The following is a 23,095-nucleotide window of genomic DNA, read 5'->3' on the forward strand; positions in this document are numbered from 1 at the left end:
ATATTTCTATCCTATTTACCATTAAAATCCAAAACTCCAGCAAGGCTAGGCTGCTTTTCAGGAGTTTATCGTATATATTGTTTTTTGATCAGCTCTAACTATTGTCTATTCCTCTATTTTCATTGCATGGCAGTGACAGAGGGGACGTTCCTTTTTGTCAACAAAAAATCAAAGGAACGGTTTTACTAAGCAAATTTTGTTTCCCATATAATTAAAAGCTTCTCTTCGAAAAACAGTATCCCATATTAGATAAATGTTCATTAAAGTTTAAAGCATCTTTCATCCTTTGTCTTTATGAATTCGTTTCCCTCCAAAAGCATGAATTGTTCTCGTTCCCGCAATACACTTTCCCCCTTGTACTGTTCCTTTCGGAATAAAGAGTTCATCACCTGCATTTAGAACAAATTCTTGTCCGTTCATAGTAACAGTATATTGTCCACAAACACAAACCATATACTCATCAAATTCATGTTTATGTTCTTTAGAGATTTTATCAGAATAGCATGTCCAGAAAGCCATTTGACTACCATCTTCACCTTCAAAAAAATACCCGTCAATATCCTTTGTATTTTGTTGATTACTACTAATATGATTTTTCTCATTTTTCATAAACTCTGGGAAATCTTTCATTGCTACTACCTCCTATCTCTTTCTATGAAAATTTATCTACGGATCTCTCCGTTAATCACAGGAGCGGTGTCAAGGGGACAGGGTTGTTGACACCCTTTTTATGCTTTTAAAACAACACCTCTATTAATGCCGGTGAGTCTTTCGATTTGCCGAATTGATAAGTTATGTTTCTGCTTAAGCATTCTTAAGTACGTATTTCTTGTTTGACAATCAAGTTGCTGTAAATCTATCGCATTTTTTAAGTTACATACCTTCTTGATTATAACTCTTGCTTCTTCGTCTCTAGTGCGCTGCTTGGCTTGATCATCAATATCTAAGCATTCATGCTCACTCATATCATTGGTATATTTGATAAACTTTTGTATTGCCTTTTCTGTTTCGTCGCTCATCATTTCAAGTAGAAAATCTACATCTATTAAATCTGCTTGGTTTATATATTCTTGAAAACTGCTCCATTTATATTCTTCAACGCATTTTACAAGTCCCGCTTTGACTGGATTCTGATGAATATATCTTTGCACTATTTGAAAATATTGATCGTCTTCTACTGGTTCACTTTTAAATCGGTCTTGAAACAGATTACCTACTCTCTGATATTTAGTATTATACCAGTACACATAGCTTCCACATAGCCGGCGCATTACTTGTTCTAAGGTCTCTATACCTATCTTCATCAACAGGTGCGTGAGTCAAGTGACGGTTCTTTGGCTCACCTTTACAAATTTTTATTATTACTTATTTCCCATAAACATACAAAACTCCTGCCAAATTCATACAGAAGTTGGCAGGAGTTTTCCGCCGTTTGACCTGATACGATTCTGCATATCAGGTCAAACGGTAAATATTTTAAGAATATACTACACTGAACAGGGGTTTGGCACGGCGATCCGTGACCTTGCAAATCCACCCTATTTTTCGTGGGATATTTATTCAAATATTGGGTTTGACATGATATTTCTCAACTTACTGACCGCTTCTTTCAACCTTTGCTATACACTTAAAATTATTACCAATTAAGACTGTTGACTTCTTCTTTTTAAAAGTCCTGACAACAGTCACAATTCAAAACTAAACTTGCTGATACACCAGCGTGATCGGAAGGCCACAGTCCTGTACTAGTCCGACTATCCTGCTTATCTCCTACCAAATCTGCCTCTATCGGCTCCCAACCATTTTTAAACAAAATAAAGTCTATTCTGCTGTTTAAACCTGACATTGCATTTAACAGATCAGGAGCCTGACAACAGGTAAATCCCGGTCCTATTCCGACCTCTTTCCATACATCATGAAAACCTGCATTGATAAATATCCCGTATGTTGGTGTTCCGCTACCGTCGGCGTTTGAGTTTAAATCACCCGTAATAATAACGGGCAGCTCTGTATTGGCAGGTCCCGCCAATAGTTCCTCCGCTTGTTCAACCTGAATGTTGGGAGCGTTGGGTTCCAGATGAGTGTTTATCATCCTGAAAATATTTTCGTCCAACTCAACGTCAACGGAGGACCATCCTCGAAGTATTACAAATGGCTGTCCCGCGATCTGGACCGTCAGATTGGCTTTGTAATTGGCTTCTTGCTTATCGACAATCTTATGCTCATATCTCTTGCGGACCAATATTGCGTCCCGGTCCAAGAACCGAACCAAATTTCCGTTGCTGTCTGGAAGCTCCGCCGAAAAGTTCCGGTTTTCGACAGCGATCATGTACTCTAAACCTATTTCTTCCAGCTCAGTCAGCAATAACTGTACAAAGTCATAGGTAACTATTCGAAAATTCGGGATTACCAGTTGCCACAACTCCGCTTCTTGCAGTCCAATAAAATCAGGTTTCTTCGCAGCGATTTCACAAGCAATTTTCTTCACTCGGACAGGAAAATTGGTCGCAAGAAATTGCCGAAACACTTCGGTTACTCTTTCGGGGAGTTGAGCTGGCGTAGCGGTTACTATCGGCGTAAAATCCGCACCATCATACAGATTCCACGTGAGAAACGAACGACAAAAGTCATCTTTATGTCTTATCTATCTGTCAGCTCCTATTATGTCAATCTACTAATATTCTATGAAGTATGAAAATGAATTGTGACATCGTTGTTAATCCTCCTTGGTGCTCATGCCACCCGCCGCCCCGCCAGCTTCCTCCGGGACGCCGTCACGGTCAGGCGCACCCGGTGGCGGAGACGGTGGTTGTGTCTTATTAACTTTAAACATTCTTTTACTTACCCCAGCCGACATGGATTCTATAGATAAGTATTGATCTTTTAGAATTATAGATTTATCTTGCTCTACTCCAATATCCATTTTTATAGCAAAACGTTTTTGGAGTCATTACGCCTAGCAAAAGGTATAGATTTCAAAATAGGTATGTCATGGCGACGGGGTTATTGACACCAACCTTGGTTGAATTTGTCGACAATCCCGTCCCTGCGACACCCTCCGCATAAAATAACATCGGGCCAAGTTGGCCCGATGTGTTTGGTATATAAAACGGTTTGCCAGAGTAGATTTATTAATCAAATTTTATTATAATACAATTGAATAATTTTTACAGATAGTCAATTCTGATTATTTATAATCTGTGCAGTAATTAAAGGCATTCGTAAACTCCTGCTGCAGTCAAATTACGGAGGCTATCGGCAAGCACCTTATCTCATATGTGCAACTCAAATCAAGTAATTTACTGTAGCGACTGATATACTGGAGAAAGGAGTGAAGCAAATGTCTGTACAAACAATAGAAGCAATGGCAAAGTGGGTAGAAAATAACATAACGGAAAACCCAAGCCTGCAAGATATGTCATCATATGTTGGTTATTCACCGTATTACTGCTCTACAAAGTTTCGAGAGCACATGGGTATGACATATAAACAATTTCTTGCCCAATGTAAATTAAAAGCTGCCGCTTATGATCTTTGCATAACCAATGACAGAATAACCGATATTGCTTTTCGATATGGGTACTCGTCATCTGAAGCGTTTGCAAGAGCCTTTTCACAAGCGTTTCAATGTTCGCCAAGGCAATATCGGAAAGCTTGCGGTATTTCTCTTGGCTCAATTAGTCAATAGGGCATATTGCTCCCTCCGAATTTGTAAATGCGAGGAGATAAAATGTCTGACCAGTTTGGAAGAAATGATCTCTGCTGGTGTGGCAGCGGTCGAAAATATAAGAAATGTCATGCCCCTATTAAGGAACGAATTGAAAACTACCGCTTAAAGGGATATGAAGTACCTCATCGAAAATTGCTTAAAACAAAACAACAGATTGAAGGTATTCGGGAAAGCAGCAAACGAAATATTGCCTTACTGGATTTCATCGAGGATTACGTAGTTGAGGGAGTAACCACGGAAGAACTTGACCGACTCATCTTTGAAAAAACAAAAGAACTCGGAGGCACTCCGGCAACGCTTAATTACAACGGATACCCTAAAAGTGTGTGTATCTCAATCAATGATGTTGCATGTCATGGTATCCCCTCTGATCGTGTATTCCTGCGAAACGGCGATATTGCAAATATTGATGTGTCTACAATTTACAACGGCTTTTTTTCAGATTCTTCACGCATGTTTTGCGTCGGTGCTGTTTCCACTGAGAAACAAAAACTGGTTGATGTTGCGAAAGAGTGTATGGAGCTGGGCATTGAACAAGTAAAGCCGTGGGGATTTCTTGGAGATGTTGGGCAAGCTGTTCATGACCATGCAAGGAAAAATGGATATTCTGTTGTTCGAGAAATCGGTGGCCACGGTATTGGTCTGCAATTTCACGAAGATCCCTGGGTCAGTTATGTGTCAAACCAAGGGACGGGAATGCTCTTAGTTCCAGGACTTGTTTTTACTGTAGAGCCTATGATAAATATGGGAAAATCCAAAATAGTAACAGATAAATGCGATAATTGGACTGTTCGCACTGCTGATGGGAAGCCTTCTGCACAATGGGAAAAAACAGTGTTCGTAACCGAAACGGGTTATGAGGTATTGACATATTAATGAACAGTTAGAAATTACGGGGAGCGGCGGCATTGTGCCAACTCTCCCCGCTCTCCTTATAGCTAGGGGTTGCATTAATCTGATAAAGTCAGCCTATTCATGCATAGGCATTTTGTTAAATCTCCGCCAAAAACAATTTATGTTATCCACAAATTCCATCTGTCAAGGGAACAGGTCCTTTGACACTTGCACCTTACTTACCATTTCACGGTTTAGTTCCAATGTCTTACCATCTTATTATTTTAGTGCCAATGTACCTGTCCCCTTGACATTACTGCGGTTTTAACAAAAAAATGTCATATAGCCTCCCTATATGACAAAATACCATATTATATATTTTTAATAATGCTTACCATTCTCGTAATACTTACTTTCCTCTAGAACTAGAAAAAACACATCAATTTGTGGATATCCTACCCGGCGAATGCATTCATCAATAGCCATTGCCGCCTTATCCTGCACCTCCTGCCCCCTGTCAAACCAATTCACCTGCACAAAAGGCGTACCCGCTACTTCTTCCCCATCCAAAATAAAAGCGGACTCAACAGCCTCAATGGTAAAATAATCCCGCGGACAGCCAATAATTTGCTGCAACTCATCAACCAAACCTTTACTTATCGTTTTAATATCTTGCTTCTTCATCCCTTTAATTATAATCTGCGGCATAATAACCCTCCATCATATTCAATATTTCCCTCTGAAAATCTTCACAACTCAACCACCAATCAAGAAACTCAAGGGGACGGTTCTTTTGAGTCACTCCCGTCCTCTTGCCTCATGTCATCAAAATATAAACATAAGCTTTTCTTCAAAAACAGTCTCCCATATTTCTATCCTATTTACCATTAAAATACAAAACTCCTGCAAGGATTGGCTGCTTTGCAGGAGTTTGTCGTATATATTGTTTTTTGATCAGCTCGATGAGACGCGGGGACGGTGGTTGTGTCTTATTAACTAAATCCCTTTATTTGCTCCAGTTACCCTAATTATCGTATAGACTAACCTTCTTATCATACGGCAAGACACTACCACCGTCCCCATGTCTTACCCCAAGATTGGAACCCAATATTCAATATCACTATTCTTTTCACTTATTTATCGCTCTTTTTGTATAGACAGTAGCGTTTGGCTCAATTATTTTTTTCGCAGGGCGAAAGCGATAAAGTTCAGATATTTCCCGCCGCCTGCGCCCATTGTTTTGCGGTCATTGACTGCAACCTCGTTTTTTTGTTTCAGCCAATCCGTCCAAACTTGGCGATTAAGGTTAGATTACTTTAGCAATCAACTGAATGAGATTATAATACTTTCCGTTTTCAGCTTCCATCATCTTTGTACTTTCCGCGACAACGGTTGCAAACGGTAAGCCGGGATGATACCCGGTAAGCCATTCATCCCACGCCTGTTTACAGCAGAGCATTTCACGAATGTCAATCATTTCAATGCCCTTTTCCCTGCTCCATAGCTCCTTCCACCAGTCAAGAGAGTGTATAGTCCTTGCCACCTCATCATTCCAAAACGGCTTCATTTCATCAGGGACATTTTCCCCAAATTCATATTTTATGCCGGGAACAGCCACGGCGATATAGCCGCCCTTTTTCACAAAAGGAATAAGCGACGGGAGCATTTCCGCCGTATCACCGAAATAATGGTAAGCGTCCACGGTAAACAACAAGTCAAAATATCCATTTGCGAAAGGCAGCCCTTTGGTCGCGTCTACGGAAATCGGAACAGCTTTATCATCAATCCCGATAGATTGAAAACGCTCATAGTTTTCAGTTGGCGAAATCCAAAGGTCGGCGGCGAATACGGACACACCATATTTTTGCGTTAATAAAATCGTGGAAAGACCGCAACCGCAACCGAGATCAAGTACCCTCATATTCTCTTTGATGTTAAGGTGTGAAGCCAATTCCTCTGCTACCCGCATGGCGTTTGGCCCCATCATAGTGGCTTCCGCGAACTCAAGATTTTTATCGTTAGAAATAAACTGGTTCGTAAATGTATACATGATATTGCTCCTCTCTGATTTTCGTCTTAGTCCCCATCATTTTTGCCTGTAATTCGGGGGTATTGTACTTTTGGCTTATTGGATACTCCATTGTAATTGCTCATTATCGTATCTTTTATTTGCTTTATTGCTTTTGCGTAGTTAAATTATACCCCGTTTCTTTTATAAAAGCTCCCTACTAAACGATACAGAAGCAAAAAGGCGACATGACAAATCTGCCATGCCGCCTTTAAGGTATATTTATCATTTCTTCATTTCGGATAATATCTTATATACAGTCTTGGGCGACAAATAGAACTTATTTGCCAGTTGCGGGACAGGTGTACCACGTTGGTATTCTGCAAAAATGGTTGCATTGCGTTCATCGAGCAAACGTCTGCTATTACTTAATTCGCCCCAGCCTTTTTTATTTTCTTCTTTACGAGGAATATAAAGATATTCACCGTCTATATGTTGTTGTATTGCCATAATCAAATCGTCTGGCAATATACAAATTACATTTTTATAGCCCATTGTGCGCCTCCTAAATAATCGAAAGATAGGATTACGCAAGGACTATCCTCATATTTGAATTATGCGACAGCCCTTGCTACGCACAATACCGACTCCAATGCACCTGTAGTGATAAGACAATCCTCCTTTCTAATATGAATCAAGGGACGGTTCTTTTGATTCACTCCCCTCTTTTTGTCTCATGTCATAAATAAATGATCATAAACTTCTCTTCGAAAAATGGTGTCCCATATTTCTATCCTATTTTACCATTAAAATACAAAACTCCTGCAAGGCTAGGCTGCTTTGCAGGAGTTTGTCGTATATATTGCTTTTTTGATCAGCTCTAACTATTGCTTATTCTCTATGCTCATTACATGGACAGGAGTTCGGCACGGTGAACCGCGACCTTGCAAATCCACCCTATTCTATTGCCAATCATATCATGTAGGATTAAATGGTGATCTACGCATCAAGTATAACGGTGATTTTCTTATTATGTTCCCACAGACATACTGTGCTGTGATAGACAAACGATACTGATACACGAAAGAGGAATTTCATGTAAAGGTTCGACCCCTTAAAAGCAAGGGGTTGTCGTATTTATTATGGGATTAAACCTTTACGCAATAATCATTATGCACTCGATGTGCACCAGAAAGATGTATTATATAGAAAGAAAACATAGCATCAGGAACTTCTAGCGTGTTTCTAGAATTTCTGGCGGAAAGTTACTCATTAACGTCAGCTCCTATTGTATATGTACTGAAACGGTTAATTTCATCAGGAGGCAATGATATCAAAACATAAATGCCTTCATCCCGATATTCAGTAGAATGTACAGTAGATACATCATATAATTGGGCGATAATACTACTATCACTGTAAGGTATTAATAAAGAGATCTCTATTGTCTGTTCTTTCAGGAAGGTGGAAATTAATCCCAGCAATTTCTCAGTACCTACCCCTGACAATGCCGATATTGCAATACTGTTATCCTGCTGTAATAATTGATCTAACAAACCTTGGTTGCCTATTCTATCAACTTTATTAAATACAGTAATTAGATTTCTTGTATCTACATTCAGTTCACCAAGTACCTGATACACTGTTTTACTTTGTTCTTGGTATTGTGGATGGCTCACATCAATGATGTGTAGGAGCAAATCTGCTTGTATGACTTCTTCCAGGGTGGCGCGAAAAGCTGCAATTAGATGATGAGGAAGCTTTTGGATGAAACCTACTGTGTCAGTTAAGAGTGTGGTTTGTCCATCTGGTAAAGTCATGTGCCGTGTTGTAGGGTCAAGTGTAGCAAATAATTTGTCTTCTGCGAATACATCTGAGTCAGTGAGAGTATTTAGCAGAGTTGATTTCCCCGCATTTGTATAGCCCACTAAAGCAACTGTTGGAATTCGTGTACTTTGGCGGCGTTTACGATGTAAATTCCGTTGTTTTTCTATGTTTTCAATTTGCCTTGCGATATCGCCAATACGGTCTCGTATTCGTCGTCTATCGACTTCGATTTTGCTTTCGCCAGGACCTCTTGTGCCAATACCTCCGCCGAGTCTTGACAAAACCAGCCCTTGCCCCCCCAGTCTTGGCAAAGTATAACGTAATTGGGCTAATTCGACTTGCAATTTTGCTTCATGAGAATGAGCACGTTGGGCACAAATATCTAAAATAAGGGCTGCACGGTCGAGCACCTTAGTATTGAGTTGCTTTTCGAGATTACGTTGTTGTGCTGGAGACAACTCATCATCAAAAATAATAAGGTTAGCACCTTTTTCTTGCTTTAATAAATTAAGTTCTTGTACCTTACCCTTACCAATAAATAATGCAGGGTCAGGTCGTTCTCTTTTCTGCCAGGTCATACCCAGCACTTCAGCACCAGCTGTTTCCGCTAGTTGTTCTAATTCCTTTAAAGAGTCCTGTATCTCCCACTTGCCTTGTCGTTCAAGGCCCACTAATATCGATTTTTCTGGTTCGGAGATAGCACTGGTTCTAGTATTCAGTTCCAATTGACGTTCAATTTGTGATGCTAAGTACGTCAAATCTAATTCAATAAATTCCTCTAGAGATAATGGTCCAATTGTTTGTGTATGAAAAGTATCATTCTTGACATCTGTAATAATACCAAAACTAACTTGAATCATACCATCAAGTTGTCCAATCGCAGCCATTAAATCAAAACGCACTTGTTTCAAGGACGCAATATCCACACCGCTAAGCTCAGTATCCCCGCTCGGATGAGTATGAATACACCGTGTACCGCTTAAACGATTTGCAGAGCGGCGACCGTCGATTTCAGGCAAGACGACTGCAATGCTATTCCCTACTGCAACAGCTGTAATCTGCCCCCGTCTATTTATATATACAGCGATTTCACGTTTAAGGTCTTCTGTAATTTCAATCATTTTTTTTGCCAGTTCAGAGGTTATAACTTGTCCAAAAGGCACTGTAAACTCATAGAGTTGTTCTAGTCTTGTCAGAAAACTTTTACGTATACCATCAAATTCCCCATGTATTGTTGACATTAGATCACGCTCCTTTATGTTATTTTCTGAAAAAATAGAACAGTTTTCATGCAGAATAATAACTGGAATAACCCTTTTACTTTAGTATATTCCAGTTTCGGGGACGGTTCTCTTGCTTCCAAAATTGAATTATACCTTCTTAAAAATAAAAGAAGCAGCGGAACCGTCCCACTGCTTCCAAAAGGGCATTATAGAACGCCCTTCAGACATCTCCGAAGTAATCCATCCATAAATTCTGACATATCATAACTACCTTCATTAGCACTCCAATCGAAAAAAACACCTTTTGTAATTACACATAAATCCATTGATACTTCATATGGAGTTCTTCCATTAGAAATGACAAGGCCATTTTTAATAGCATTTTCTAAATATAAATTGGTGGTTTCTATTACCTTATTATGAAATGTAGCGTTCACTTCTTTGTTTTTTGGATTGAAAAAATTCCTACAAAAATCTAACCCTAAATCAGTAGTAAATTTACATAGACTTATATAAAAAGTAATCAACTGTTCTTCGATATCCATACCTTCTAAATTTTCTTTTACGATATCGCCAATTGATTCTTGAGTTTTTACATAATAAAAATCTAATAAATCTTCTTTTGATTTAAAATGACTATAAAACTTACCTGTTGAAATGTCAGCAACTTCACAAATTTTACGAATAGTTAAATTTTCATACCCAATCTCTTTCATTATGGTCAGTGCAACTTCAAATATATGATTTTTGATTTTTAAGTCTCTAGAATGCTTTGTTTCATATTGTGGATGATTCATTAGAAAAACCTCCTTGGCAATGAAAATGCTTTACCTTATAAGCTTATACATCTATGGAATATAAGTATTATATTCCATAGATGTATATAAATAAACAAGCAAATCAGTTTTCTAAATAGATTACAGTTTGTTGAAGGTGTTTTACTTGGTGATAGCCCTTTTTATAGGAATTGGAATTTACAAAAAATTTGGAACACATCCATTAATTATTCTATAATGTTTTTGTCCTATTCCTATGGTGTTCATGCTTGGTTTCATCAAAATTATCAATTGCATACTGTAGTTTATCTAACATTTTTTGTTTATTTTCTGGAAACTTTCCTTCAATATACACTGTAGATGTATGATGAGAAAGTATAAATGTATCTGTATTTAAATGCTCTATGAAGGTCTTTAATTCAATTAATCTTTCTAATTCAGTTGAGTCATTAAATTCACCTCTTTGAGCTGCTTTATATAAATCAGTATCAGGAAATAGTGTTAATCCACCACTACCTGTAAATGTAGGCTTAAGCTGATTATATGTTTTTGCACTTTCTATTGCATGCTCTTTACTACGTTTAGAACCAGCAAGTCCATTAAGAAATGAAACAACATATTTAATTCCTGCTGCTTCTAATTTCTTACATTGTTCTACTATATCTGCGGATGTCTGATTTTTATTTACCATTAATAATGTTTCATCATCACCACTTTCTGGTCCAGTATATAAGTCAGTAACACCTAAACTACGTAATTCTCTTAATTGATCAATTGTTTTATTCTTTATGTTAGAAATACGGGCAAACATTGAAATTGATTCACATTTAGGCAAATATTCTTTTATTTTCAAAATGATAGGTTTTAATTTTTCAAAATTCAATACAAATGGATCTGCATTTAACAAATAAATTCTTTCTATATTTGGATTGGCTTCTCTTAGTTCAGCTAAATCTTCTTCAATTTCTTCCATAGGTGATACTTTGAATTGAACTTCTTTATACATACTACAAAATTTGCATTTATTATGTGAACATCCAACCGTTACTTGTAATAATGGCGTATTTGCCTCGAAGGGTGGTCTGAATATTGGTCCTGTATAATGCATGATTTTCTCTCCTAACTATATTTTATATCTGCTTTATAATGATGATAAAAATTTAAATCTTAATATTAGACATTCCTAATCCAGCATTAAGCTTTAATATTACGTTTATACTAATTGTTAATATCTACTAAATACTCTTTCCGATAGCATATCCATCACGAACTGCATACTGAATATTAGTTGGAATTTTTGAATCACCAATATTCCAAATTTTTACTGGCAATTCTTCATTTATAGCGTTATACAAAGTATCATTAGAACTAAATCCTGCTGAAATAATAACTGTATCAGCTTCAATGGTCTCAATTCCATCCGCAGTTATAAGTTTCACAGCTTTATCTTCAATGCTTTCAACTCTTGAATTTAGCTTAACCTGAACATTATTATATGCTACCATATCTATCATCATCAGCCTATTTGGAATTGGTATTTGTTCAACTCCACCAGCCATAAGTTCACCTAACATTTCAACCACTGTAACATTTTTATCTTTTTCTTTTAGCCAAACAGCAACTTCACAACCAACTTGTCCGCCACCTATAATAACACAATTTTTACCTACTTCTTTTTTGCCAAGAAGTACGTCGATTGCAGTTACTGCCTTTTCTCTATCTAATCCTTTAATTGGTGGTATTCTTGGAGTAGCACCTGCTGCAACCACTATTTCGTCAGCTTGTAATAAATTAATCTTTTCAAGATCCATATTACTATTTAGATGAACATTAACACCTAATTTTTCAAGACTTCTTTTATACCATTCTAATAAACGTCTATCTGCATCTTTAAAATCAGGAACCGCAGCTGCAACAATTGCTCCGCCTAATTTATCAGTTTTCTCATATAAAGCTACATTATGGCCTCTCATTTTTGCCACTCTAGCTGCTTCCATTCCTGCTACCCCACCACCAATAATAGCCACAGATTTTTTTATTAAAGCAGGTGTAATAGGCTCTGATTTTTCATGAAATAGGCCAGGATTTACTGCACAGGTAAGCGGTTGCCCTACAAATATACGGCCGATACATCCTGTTTCACATCCGATACATGGACGAATTTCATCATCATTTCCTTCTTTTGCTTTATTAGCCCATTCTGCATCAGAAAGCATTGCTCTTCCTAGGGCAACTGCATCAATCATACCGGATTTAATTGCATTGTTTGCCAAATCTGGAGTTACTATTTTTCCTGGACAAATAACTGGAATATCGACAGCATCATGAATTTTCTTTGCATCTTCAAGCCATAATCCATCCTTTTGATACATTGGTGGATATAGCCAATAGAATGAATCATAAGATCCATTTCCTATTAATATTGCATCTGCTCCAGACTCTGCAATTCGCTTGGTTAATTCAATGGTTTCGTTAATATCACGTCCCACTTCCTCAAAATCTTCACCAGGTAATGCACCTTGACCAATTGCCTTCATATAGTGTTTTGGTGTAACACGAACAGAAATCGGAAAGTTTTCTCCACAAACAGCTTTTATACCTTTTATTGTATCTATTAGCATTTTAATTTGCCCATTTTGCTCAAAGCCATATTCGTCTTTTCTTAAGTTAAATACTTTTGTTGCATACTGATCTGTAAAATATCCACCATAAATTCCCGCAAGATCAATACCATCTGCACCTGATTGTTTAATTAATGCTGCTGCTTTAATTAATGCTTCAACTGCACGTTGATGTTCCTCTACTGTAGTTTCACGACACACTAAGGAAGGATTCCATCGGTTTGGAATGGCAGAAGGCGCAACTGGAGTATTATTCATGCTTTTATCCATAGCCTCAGGGAACATGACACGTCCAGATCCCATACCAATTTGAACAAATAGCTTAGTATCATAAGCATGTACTTTATCAGCTAATTTTTTTGTTTGACTTAAAAATGCGTCTGGATGTTTAAATGCAGTATGGATAAGTGGACTTAACTCTATGTCACAATCAGGTACATTTCCACCTGTAATAATAAGTCCAGCTCCACCTTTTGCTCTCTCTTCGTAATAGTCAATAGCCTCATCACTTAATGTGCCATTGTCATTCATTCTTCCTGCAAGATGCATAGGAGACATAACAATACGATTTTTAATTTTACATTTACCAATATTAAATGGTTTAAATAATTCAGGATACTTTAATGACATGATAAACCCTCCAATTTTTAAATATGCATAATTAGAACACGTTCTGAACTTGTTTTGATTATACATATTTGTTATTACAGTGTCAATATTTATTATTATTTTTGTGTGTCTCTAACCACTAGGCAAGTATTAATCATTCAATCGGGCTTATTGTTAAAATAAAACCATTTTTATAGGAAAAAACCGGTCAAGGTGATTTATCTCACCCCAACCGGCTTATTTTCTACCTCTATTTCATTTCACACTCAATCTCGGTGCCATCAAGCAAACTTACAATCAATCTACCGCCATCAAAGACCGTCATCTTCTCAACCAGTACAAAATATAACTCGACTGTCAAGGGGACAGGTCCTTTGACACGTGAGATAAGATGAAGGGAGCGACTCAAAAGAAACGTTCCCTTGATTTCTTGGGAAACAAAGCTCCACACTTGTGGGCTTGAGTTATTTGTGGATGTTTGGGATGATTTAATATCCACTCCCATTATTATCTCCTATTATCGTGATAAATGGTAACTCCAAAGAATTGGTAGTCTCGTTCATATTCTTTAGAAGGGACACTGAAAGCCGGAGCATGAATTGATCGGCTGCAATTCCTGGCTGACCGTGAAAGAAACAAAACCGTTTGCAATATCGTTTGGACTTAAATCATATGGGCGCAAACCGACGATCCAGAGATTTTCATGTTTCCACAGTTTTTCGATTACTTTACCGGCGATAGTAATGAAGGTACTTGTTGGGTCTACGGTTGCGTTAAGCTGAACTACAGTGCAGGAGCCGTCAATATTTTCAATTTCATCGATAAATTGCGATTGGTTCAGCGGGCCTGCTGTACAATCCGGGAAGGGAACAAAAACATTAAACGGGAAATCGACCGTAATAGTTGTAACAAAGGGAATTGTAAGGCCGGGAGTGGTTGTTTGGGCGATAATTAACAAACCGATCTGGACGGTAATATGGGTACAATTATTGGTGAGTGTTTCATCAGCGCAAATAATGAATACGTCCGGATGCGTGTTTGCTGCAAGTGTCGGTAAAGTTACGCCACTCAACCGGCATGGGGAGATAGGCGGAAAAGCAATGCAGGCTGTTGGTGGAGTGAGCGGAACGCCAATCAAACGCACTTCTTTAACGCGAATATCATGACAGACGCTATCAGGGATGGGATTGTTAGGACCGTTAGGCACGTCAAGCCCGAAACTCAGCCGGCTGGCCGGATTGCTAACTATCAAGTCGCATGTTGCTTCAGGGGGCGGACAGGATACAATCTGAAGCGGTCTCATCATTTCGTTGTCTTCATGTTCTATAATATGACAATGCCATACATATCCCGGACCAAAGGAAGGGTCATACGGAAATAAGTTAATTCCTGGCTTAGCCAATTGGGGGTCCGCGTTCTGTGGGGCAAATCGAAGTAAAAATCTCGTAATTTGACCAGGGGGTACTAATACAGTATCTTTCCATCCACGCTCATTTAAAGCAGGAGGAATGGGATTACCTTTCAGGTAAGGTTCTGTAGGCAGTGGTATCGTTGGATGCTGAAGGGGAAGAGTACCGTTAAGGTTAAGCCAGTCTTGATTATAGGTTACATTGTCAAAAGCCTGGCGATTGGCAATTTGAAACTGTATTGAGTGTACATGGATGGGATGTGCGCCGTTTGTAAGGTTGACAATTTCCCATTCTACCGTTGAGCCGACGATCGGCAATTCCGAAGTTGGCGCTTCCCACATCTGCCCATCCAACAGTAATTCAGTAGGCATAGTAGCGTCACCTACTACATTAAGGGTTAAGATTTTTTTTGGCACATTTGGAGTTAGTACAGGTATTTTATTCAATTCTGCCGGAAGCTGAGCTGATGGTACTACGGGTGTATCAAGTACAGTAAACTGCATAATTTGCCCAACCGTCTTGGGGTCTGGTGCGGGGCCATTTGGGAAAGGAGATTTAGCATCATTGGTGACAATAACTTTTATCCCAGGGCTTAACTTGGAAAAATCAATCAATATCTCGGCCCGCTCTGCCGGTGAAAGCAGCAATTGCGTTAACGTTACCGGGAAAGGAAGAAAGCCTCCGTCAGAACCAATCTGAATAAATTCCTGGCCATTTGAAAGTTTCAGGTTATAGGTTCGGGTATTTGACCCGTTAAGAATTCTAAAGCGGTACTGTCTTCGTTCAACATCCAAATTGGGCCATACCCTTCCATTGACCATAATCGTATTGCCGGAAAACATCGACGTCCAATAAGGATGAACATTAGGAACGACGCCATTGCTAGGATAAAATAATGAACCATCGTCATTGAATGATCGGTCTTGAATAGCTAGTGGAATATCAAAGGGACCGCTTGGCAGAAGGGGAGCTATTTTATTATTGGGGTCTTCTATTAAATAGAATCCGGCAAGACCTGCATAAACATCAAGACGTGTGGTCCCTAAGGCGTGATCGTGATACCAAAGGGTGGTTGCTTCCTGTCCATTGGGGTAGGTATAAAGAGACGTTATAAAAGCAGGCCCCTTTTTCACCTCTCCAGCTGTAAACCAAGCATCCGGATTGCCATCGGAATCAGATCGAACCTCGCCGCCATGCAAGTGGACAACAAGAGGAACCGGGCTTTGGGCTAAAGAATATCCTGGCGGAAAAGGATTAAACGGCGGTGTTGGCGCCGGTATATTGTTAGGATTCGCCCAATGCAAGGTAGGGTCTACTGCAAACAGATTTGGTCCAGTAATATTGTTTACATACTGAACAATACTTGGGATTCCGCGAACAGCTTTAAAGGTAGCACCTGGAGTGCTGCGGAAATTAGGAATTTCACCTGTACTTGGGTCTTCAACAGTACTTTCAAATCCCCAGACAGATGTCATAGGAAAGGGAGGAGGAAGAATCTGTTGCATAAATTGGGTCATGCTGACAGTATAATTATGACTTATCTCTTCGCCTGTAACCGGATCTTTTTCAATGATAGGTTTATATACAGGTGGAATAAACAATTGATTTACATATTTAGGGATGATATTGGGATTTAATGGGTTTGCCATCTCTAAAGTCCCCTTTTTGATTGCAGAATATCTTTACAATATTCTATTTACTTTCCTTATGAAAGGTTACGTAAGAACATAAGGAAAGAAACCGGCAACTCATCTTTAAAAGTAGCTGCTGGCTTCTTTCCTTACTGTAACAACACATTGGAACTGAGGGGACAGATATTGTTTCTATTGCAGCGCGGAAGACTCAAGGGGACGGTTCTACTGAGTCACTCCCCTCTTTTTCTCTCATGTCATAAATATATGATCATAATCTTCTCTTCGAAAAGCAGTATCCCATATTTCTATCCTATTTACCATTAAAATACAAAACTCCTGCAAGGCTAGGCTGCTTTGCAGGAGTTTGCCGTTGTATATTGATTGTTTACTACCTACCCGAAATGTCAAGGGGACAGGTCCTTTGACACTTGCAACTTTCTTACCATTTCACGGTTTAGTTCCAATGTCTCCGCAATCCCTCTTAGGGACAAGTTGGATTTTTCCATCACAGGGACAAGGGGACAGGTTCTTTTCATATTTCAGAACGGGACAATCAACCTGTCCCCTCGTCCTTGTAGGGGTGGAACAAGCCTCCCGCTAAGGGGGCGGTCTTGACTACTGAAAAAGGACCGCCACACTAATTTCTTAGTGCAACAGCCCCTTTTTATTAGCCCTATGAAACTAAATGACAAGCCACATGACGAGAGCCTATCTGACGAAACTCAGGCTCTTCTCTTTTGCATCGGTCAATACATTCTGGACAACGGGTATGAAACCGACAGCCAGAGGGAGGATTTGCTGGGCTGGGCACATCCCCTTGTAAAATAATACGATTTTTCTTAACTCCAGGATGGGGTTGAGGAATAGCCGAGATAAGTGTCTTCGTATAAGGGTGAAGAGGATTAAGAATAAGTTCATCCCCTTCGGCAAGCTCTACCATTTTCCCTAAATACATAACCCCTATCCGATCAGAAATATGTTTAACCGCGTTCAAACCATGAGCGATAAACAAATAGGTCAATCCCATTTCCTGCTGTAATTCAACTAATAAATTCAATATCTGAGATTGAATCGATACATCCAGGGCCGACACAGGCTCATCGCATACTATTAATTTAGGTTGAACCGCCAACGCTCTGGCAATACCAATTCTCTGCCGTTGTCCACCAGAAAACTCATGAGGATATCGTCTCGCATGATGAGGACCAAGCCCTACTACTTTCAGCAATTCTTCTACTCTCTTAGTACGTTCTACCCCACTTGCGATGCCATGTAACATCATGGGTTCAGCAATGGTATCCCCTACCGACATGCGTGGATTCAATGAAGCATATGGGTCTTGGAAAATAATTTGAGCATGACGACGAAAATCTCTTAGTTCCTGTTTATTCATCTTACCTACATCCTGCCCTTCGAACAATACCTGTCCAGCAGTCGTTTCCAGTAGGCGTAATACTAACATACCTGTCGTTGATTTACCACAACCCGATTCCCCTACAAGTCCCAGTGTTTCTCCCCGTTTAATATCAAAAGAAATCCCATCTACTGCCTGGACGGCACCAAATGGCCGCCCAAATAGCCCACCGCGGATAGGAAAATGTTTTTTAAGTTCACGCACTGTAAGCAAAGATTCTTCCATACTCACACTCCCCCTCCCAATGGATAATGGCAGGCCACCTGGCGCCCATCAGCTAGTGTCTGTACTGCTGGGGACTCTAAATGACACTTTTCTTGATCATGTTCACAACGATCTGCAAAAGCGCATCCCAAGGGGAGCGCCGACAAATCAGGAACAACTCCTTCAATGGTATGCAAGCGTTGCTTCTTACTACCATCAAGCCGTGGAATCGAGTCCATCAAACCCACCGTATACGGATGATGAGGGTTAGCAAATACATCAGCTACCAATCCCTGCTCCACAACACGACCCGCGTACATAACTGCCATGTTTTGAGCGATCTCAGCCACAACACCTAAATCGTGAGTTATCATAATTAAAGCCGTATTAAATTCTTTGGCTAGTTTACTAATTAAATCCAAAATTTGAGCTTGAATCGTTACATCCAAAGCAGTCGTTGGTTCATCGGCTAAGAGTAGACGAGGATTACATACCAAAGAAATAGCAATCATTACCCTTTGCCGCATGCCACCACTCATCTGATGAGGATATTCCTTAGCCCGCTGGGCAGCTGCTGGAATCCCTACAAGTTCTAACATTTCCACAGCCCTTGCCCAAGCGGTTTTTTTATCCACATTTCCATGGACCATTACTGCCTCAGAAATTTGCTCCCCTATGGTATAAGCAGGATTTAAAGACGTCATCGGTTCCTGAAAAATCATAGAAATTTGTTTGCCGCGAATATCTCTAATCTCTTCCATTGACATTTTTAACATATCGCGGCCTTCAAACAAGATTTCCCCCTGCATTTTGGTAATATTATCAGGCAATAAGCGCATAATAGACATCGCTGTAACACTCTTGCCACATCCTGATTCACCAACCAATGCCATGGTTTCTCCTGGTTGAACGCTGATCGTTACCCCATTCACTGCCTTAACGACACGTTTACCCATATGAAAATGTGTTTGTAAATTATTAATTTGTAATAAAGGTTTCTGCATAGTAATACTGTTCCTCCTATTTCAGCCGTGGGTCCAGCACATCACGTAATCCGTCCCCCAACAAATTGAAGGCCATAACGGTAAGAGTAATGGCAAGTCCCGGAAAAGTTACGATATGAGGGGCATTGAAAATAGTTTGTCGCCCTGCTCCTAGCATAGTACCCCACTCAGCAGTAGGAGGCATAACCCCTAGCCCTAGGAATCCCAGCGCAGCAGCCTCTAATATAGCTTCCGAAATACCAATTGTTGACCGAACAATAATCGGTGCTAATACATTAGGCAATATGTGTACAAAAATAAGTCGTCTATCATTATTGCCAATCGCCCGTGCGGCGGTAACATAAACGTTTTCTCGTACAGATAATACACTCCCCCGCACAATACGTGCATACTGAGGAATGGATACAATACCGATAGCAATAATAGCCTTATCAATTCCCCGCCCCAGTACAGTCATAAAGGCAATCGCCAGCAAAATACTAGGGAAAGACAGCATAACATCCATAACTCCCATGATGGCAGTGTCCACTTTGCCACCGTAAAATCCAGCCGATGCCCCTAGAACAATGCCAAATAACAAAGCCAAGGTTACAGCTTCAACACCCACAACTAAAGAAACGCGCGCTCCGTATATAATTCGAGAAAAAATATCCCGTCCCAGTTCATCCACACCCAAAATATGTTCTCCACTAGGCGCTTGCAAGGCAATCGGCATATTACTTTCATAAGGATTATAAGGCGCCAATGCAGGAGCGAAAACAGCACAGAAAATCAATACAATTAATATACCCAATCCAATCATTGCCGATCTAGACTGCATGAAGCGAGCTACAAATTCAGCTAATGGTCCTTTTACCTTATTTACATTTCCATCTGTTTCTAGATTGTTTTTTACTTCTACTTGTACTTCCATCGCTTTAAATCACCACCTACATATGTTGAATCCGCGGATCAAGATAACTATACAAAACATCTACAATTAAATTGACTAATACAAAAATAGTGCCTACCAACAATACGGCTCCCTGTACCCGAGGATAATCAGAAACCATAATACCTTCCACTAAGTATGAGCCAATCCCCGGCCAAGAAAACACCGTCTCTGTCAATACCGCTCCACCCAGTAAAGCTCCCATTTGCAAACCAATAACCGTTACTACAGGAATAAGCGCATTACGTAGAGCATGCTTAATAATAACTACTCTTTCTGATAAACCTTTGGCTCTAGCAGTTCTAATATAATCCTGACGAATGGTTTCCAGCATAGTAGCCCTAGTCATTCTAGCGATAATCGCTGTCGAATACGACCCTAAAGCTATCGCTGGCATAATTAAATGCTGAAAAGCATCCATGAAAGATCCCATCTCACCTGTTAGCAATGCATCCAAAAGATATAAACCGGTAATATTATCCGGCTGCATACCAATTGCGATACGCCCAGAAGCTGGTAACCATCCTAAAATAACGGAAAATAGAATAATCATCATTAGCCCCAACCAAAATATGGGCATACTAACTCCCATTAACGCCGCTACCATCGTACCGTAATCATAGATAGAGTTTTGTTTAACAGCTGAAACAACACCAAATAAGACTCCCATGACAGTGGCAACGAAAATAGCCGATAGTGCCAGTTCCACCGTTGCCGGGAATCGCTTCATCAGCTCTTCCGTAATCGAAGTTTTCGTAATCACAGACCTTCCTAAATCACCATGCAACGTGCTAGTCAGATAATCTCCAAATTGTACATAAATCGGCTTATTGAGTCCCAACTCCTGCCTCAATGCCTCTACCCTTTGGGTTGTAGCATGCTGCCCTAGAATTATTTCCGTCGGATCGGTAGTAAACAAATGCATAACCACAAAAGTCGCCAGAGATACTCCAAACAATACAGGAACTAATAATAACAATCTACGAAATATATATTTAATCATTACTTACACCTCCTGGGGGTAAAAAAACTATAACTTCTAATTCCGCAAAAAAGGTGATTTCACCGGGAAACCACCTTTTTGCCTGTTTCTTATTTGCTTACAATATTCAACCAGTGAACACCTGTAGGATGCATAGCGAAACCTTTCACATTAGGACGCTGTGCCGCCATATCTATACTGTGACTGATTAATACCCAAGGAGCATCTTCAGCAGCAATTTTCTGTGCTTCTACATAAATAGCAGTACGTTTTGCCGGATCAAGAGTAGCACGCCCCTGAGCTAGCAACTCATCCATCTTAGGATTGGAGTATTTTGATGCATTTAGACTTCCCTTGATATTCGCTGTTTCTAGTAGCATCAAGAAGTTGTCAGGGTCACCATTATCACCAATCCAACCATAGAAGTAAGCATCTCCTTCACCATCTTTAAGAACTTGCTTATATTCCTTCCATGGATAAGACTTAATGTTCATTTTTACACCAATCTTAGCTAAATCCGCTTGTATAGCCGCAGCTAGCTTCTCGCCATTTACTGGATTGTAGGGACGAGGATTAGAATAAGTAATCGCAGTGAATTCAAAACCATTTGGATAGCCAGCCTCTGCTAAGACTTTTTTAGCTTCCTCAATATTATAGTCATATGGTTTTACATCCTTAGAATAGCCAGGAACAAAATCTGGCAACATAGTATTTGGCAATTGGGCATTTCCTTGATATAAATAATCGACTAGGTTCTGACGATTAATCGCCATACTGATAGCTTTTCTGAGTTTTAGATTATCAAACGGTTTTTTAAATGTATAGAAACCCATGTAGTTAATATTCATGCCTGGAGTCTTAATTACTGTCATACCTTTGGCTTCCAACGCTTTAATATCATTGATATCCACGCCGTCCATAATATCAGTGGAACCTGTCATCAAATCAGCAGCACGAACGGAGTTTTCCTTCGTAAATTTGTAAACGGCTTTTGCTACTTTAGGTTTTTCACCCCAGTAGCCATCAAACTGTGTTAGTTCAATTTGTTGACCTTTATCCCATTTCACAAATTTATAAGGACCAGTACCAACTGGGTTCTCAATAAATTTATCCCCGAACTTTTTCACAGCATCTGGACTGACAATCTGTGATGCTATTGGCATAGCCAAATTAGCTAAGAAAGTAGCTGATGGTTTTTCCAATGTGATTTTAACTGTATAATCATCCACTACTTCCACTTTTTGTACACCATCAAATGTAAATTCCGCATAAGGCATATCTTCTGTACGGTTAGGAGGCAATTGACGCTCAAAACTGAACTTTACAGCTTGCGCATTAAAGGGCGTACCATCATGGAATTTTACATCCTTACGCAATTTAAACGTCCACTCTTTGCCATCAGCACTTGTTGACCATTCTGTAGCCAACAATGGCTGAATTTCCGTATTACCTGGTTTGTAACGCACTAAACCTTCAAAAATCTGAGTCATAATTTTCGCAGATTCACCATCATCTACGAAAGCAGGATCAAGTCCCCGAGGATCTGACCCCTGAGCAAACACTAACACATTGTTAGGACCACTTGTACTTTTAGTACCACCACAACCAGCAAGAACCATGCTAGCCGTAAATACTAATATCATGAATAATGCCAAAGTCTTTTTACTCAAAATAAGTCTCCTCCCAAAATACCATATTTTACTTTACTCTATATTATCCATAAAGAACAATATTCCTGCCACAGTACTCATGTATACATTAGCAAAGCACAATTTTTATTATCGTGTGCATCTCAAGCGTACTTTGTTGTGAAATTCAATGAATGATTACATTTTTATAGTACACATAGATATATTCATACTATATTTTTACCATCCAATTATAGCAAG

19 protein-coding genes are annotated in these 23,095 nt (G+C 39.5%); 2 read left to right on the forward strand and 17 right to left on the reverse strand.

Translation table 11 applies throughout. The annotated features are described in order from the left end of the window. Nucleotides 1-279 precede the first annotated feature (279 nt). From UFO1_RS16815 to UFO1_RS16825, 3 genes are all read right to left on the reverse strand, one after another. Nucleotides 280-630 (reverse strand): cupin domain-containing protein, encoded by a 351-nt coding sequence (locus tag UFO1_RS16815; RefSeq protein WP_038672707.1) that lies wholly within the window; start codon nt 628-630, stop codon nt 280-282. Between the two features lie 98 nt (nt 631-728). Beyond that, nucleotides 729-1,247 (reverse strand): hypothetical protein, encoded by a 519-nt coding sequence (locus UFO1_RS16820; RefSeq protein WP_236639231.1) that lies wholly within the window; start codon nt 1,245-1,247, stop codon nt 729-731. A gap of 419 nt (nt 1,248-1,666) precedes the next feature. After that, nucleotides 1,667-2,644 carry an endonuclease/exonuclease/phosphatase family protein gene (locus UFO1_RS16825; RefSeq protein WP_038672709.1) on the reverse strand — a complete coding sequence of 326 codons (978 nt, stop codon included), beginning with the start codon at nt 2,642-2,644 and terminating at the stop codon, nt 1,667-1,669. Between the two features lie 696 nt (nt 2,645-3,340). On the opposite strand from UFO1_RS16825, the gene UFO1_RS16835 reads away from it, so the two are divergent. Both UFO1_RS16835 and UFO1_RS16840 read left to right on the forward strand, forming a co-directional pair. Continuing rightward, complete coding sequence (locus UFO1_RS16835) at nt 3,341-3,688, forward strand: helix-turn-helix transcriptional regulator (protein ID WP_038672713.1); 348 nt, start codon at nt 3,341-3,343, stop codon at nt 3,686-3,688. Nucleotides 3,689-3,730: 42 nt separating this feature from the next. Continuing rightward, nucleotides 3,731-4,606, forward strand: coding sequence for a methionyl aminopeptidase (locus tag UFO1_RS16840; protein WP_038672714.1), 876 nt, complete (start codon nt 3,731-3,733; stop codon nt 4,604-4,606). Between the two features lie 339 nt (nt 4,607-4,945). Here the strand turns inward: UFO1_RS16840 and UFO1_RS16845 are convergent, their stop codons facing one another. From UFO1_RS16845 to UFO1_RS16910, 14 genes are all read right to left on the reverse strand, one after another. Beyond that, complete coding sequence (locus tag UFO1_RS16845) at nt 4,946-5,272, reverse strand: DUF1904 family protein (RefSeq protein WP_038672716.1); 327 nt, start codon at nt 5,270-5,272, stop codon at nt 4,946-4,948. 598 nt (nt 5,273-5,870) lie between these two features. Continuing rightward, nucleotides 5,871-6,614, reverse strand: coding sequence for a cyclopropane-fatty-acyl-phospholipid synthase family protein (locus tag UFO1_RS16850; RefSeq protein ID WP_038672718.1), 744 nt, complete (start codon nt 6,612-6,614; stop codon nt 5,871-5,873). A gap of 243 nt (nt 6,615-6,857) precedes the next feature. Beyond that, nucleotides 6,858-7,127 (reverse strand): CD3324 family protein, encoded by a 270-nt coding sequence (locus UFO1_RS16855; protein ID WP_038672720.1) that lies wholly within the window; start codon nt 7,125-7,127, stop codon nt 6,858-6,860. 710 nt (nt 7,128-7,837) lie between these two features. Further along, nucleotides 7,838-9,640, reverse strand: coding sequence for a GTPase HflX (hflX, locus tag UFO1_RS16860; protein WP_038672723.1), 1,803 nt, complete (start codon nt 9,638-9,640; stop codon nt 7,838-7,840). 188 nt (nt 9,641-9,828) lie between these two features. Further along, complete coding sequence (locus UFO1_RS16865) at nt 9,829-10,419, reverse strand: TetR/AcrR family transcriptional regulator (protein WP_038672725.1); 591 nt, start codon at nt 10,417-10,419, stop codon at nt 9,829-9,831. 211 nt (nt 10,420-10,630) lie between these two features. Next, complete coding sequence (locus UFO1_RS16870) at nt 10,631-11,506, reverse strand: radical SAM protein (protein WP_038672727.1); 876 nt, start codon at nt 11,504-11,506, stop codon at nt 10,631-10,633. Between the two features lie 127 nt (nt 11,507-11,633). Next, nucleotides 11,634-13,649 carry an FAD-dependent oxidoreductase gene (locus UFO1_RS16875; protein WP_038672729.1) on the reverse strand — a complete coding sequence of 672 codons (2,016 nt, stop codon included), beginning with the start codon at nt 13,647-13,649 and terminating at the stop codon, nt 11,634-11,636. Between the two features lie 229 nt (nt 13,650-13,878). Next, a complete protein-coding gene (locus tag UFO1_RS16880) occupies nt 13,879-14,133 on the reverse strand; it encodes a hypothetical protein (protein ID WP_038672731.1) in 255 nt (84 codons plus the stop codon). Nucleotides 14,134-14,196: 63 nt separating this feature from the next. Beyond that, nucleotides 14,197-16,686, reverse strand: a complete 2,490-nt coding sequence (locus tag UFO1_RS16885) for a multicopper oxidase family protein (protein WP_071842028.1) — start codon at nt 16,684-16,686, stop codon at nt 14,197-14,199. Between the two features lie 658 nt (nt 16,687-17,344). Then, nucleotides 17,345-18,310, reverse strand: a complete 966-nt coding sequence (locus tag UFO1_RS16890) for an ABC transporter ATP-binding protein (RefSeq protein ID WP_051788978.1) — start codon at nt 18,308-18,310, stop codon at nt 17,345-17,347. A gap of 2 nt (nt 18,311-18,312) precedes the next feature. Beyond that, nucleotides 18,313-19,293 carry an ABC transporter ATP-binding protein gene (locus UFO1_RS16895; protein ID WP_038672735.1) on the reverse strand — a complete coding sequence of 327 codons (981 nt, stop codon included), beginning with the start codon at nt 19,291-19,293 and terminating at the stop codon, nt 18,313-18,315. 16 nt (nt 19,294-19,309) lie between these two features. Then, on the reverse strand, nt 19,310-20,206 hold the full coding sequence (locus UFO1_RS16900; protein WP_038672736.1) for an ABC transporter permease: 897 nt from the start codon (nt 20,204-20,206) through the stop codon (nt 19,310-19,312). A gap of 16 nt (nt 20,207-20,222) precedes the next feature. Then, on the reverse strand, nt 20,223-21,227 hold the full coding sequence (locus UFO1_RS16905; RefSeq protein WP_038672738.1) for an ABC transporter permease: 1,005 nt from the start codon (nt 21,225-21,227) through the stop codon (nt 20,223-20,225). A gap of 89 nt (nt 21,228-21,316) precedes the next feature. Further along, complete coding sequence (locus tag UFO1_RS16910; RefSeq protein WP_038672740.1) at nt 21,317-22,876, reverse strand: ABC transporter substrate-binding protein; 1,560 nt, start codon at nt 22,874-22,876, stop codon at nt 21,317-21,319. Nucleotides 22,877-23,095 lie beyond the last annotated feature (219 nt).

Source organism: Pelosinus sp. UFO1, from assembly GCF_000725345.1.
In the GTDB taxonomy this organism is placed as follows: domain Bacteria; phylum Bacillota; class Negativicutes; order DSM-13327; family DSM-13327; genus Pelosinus.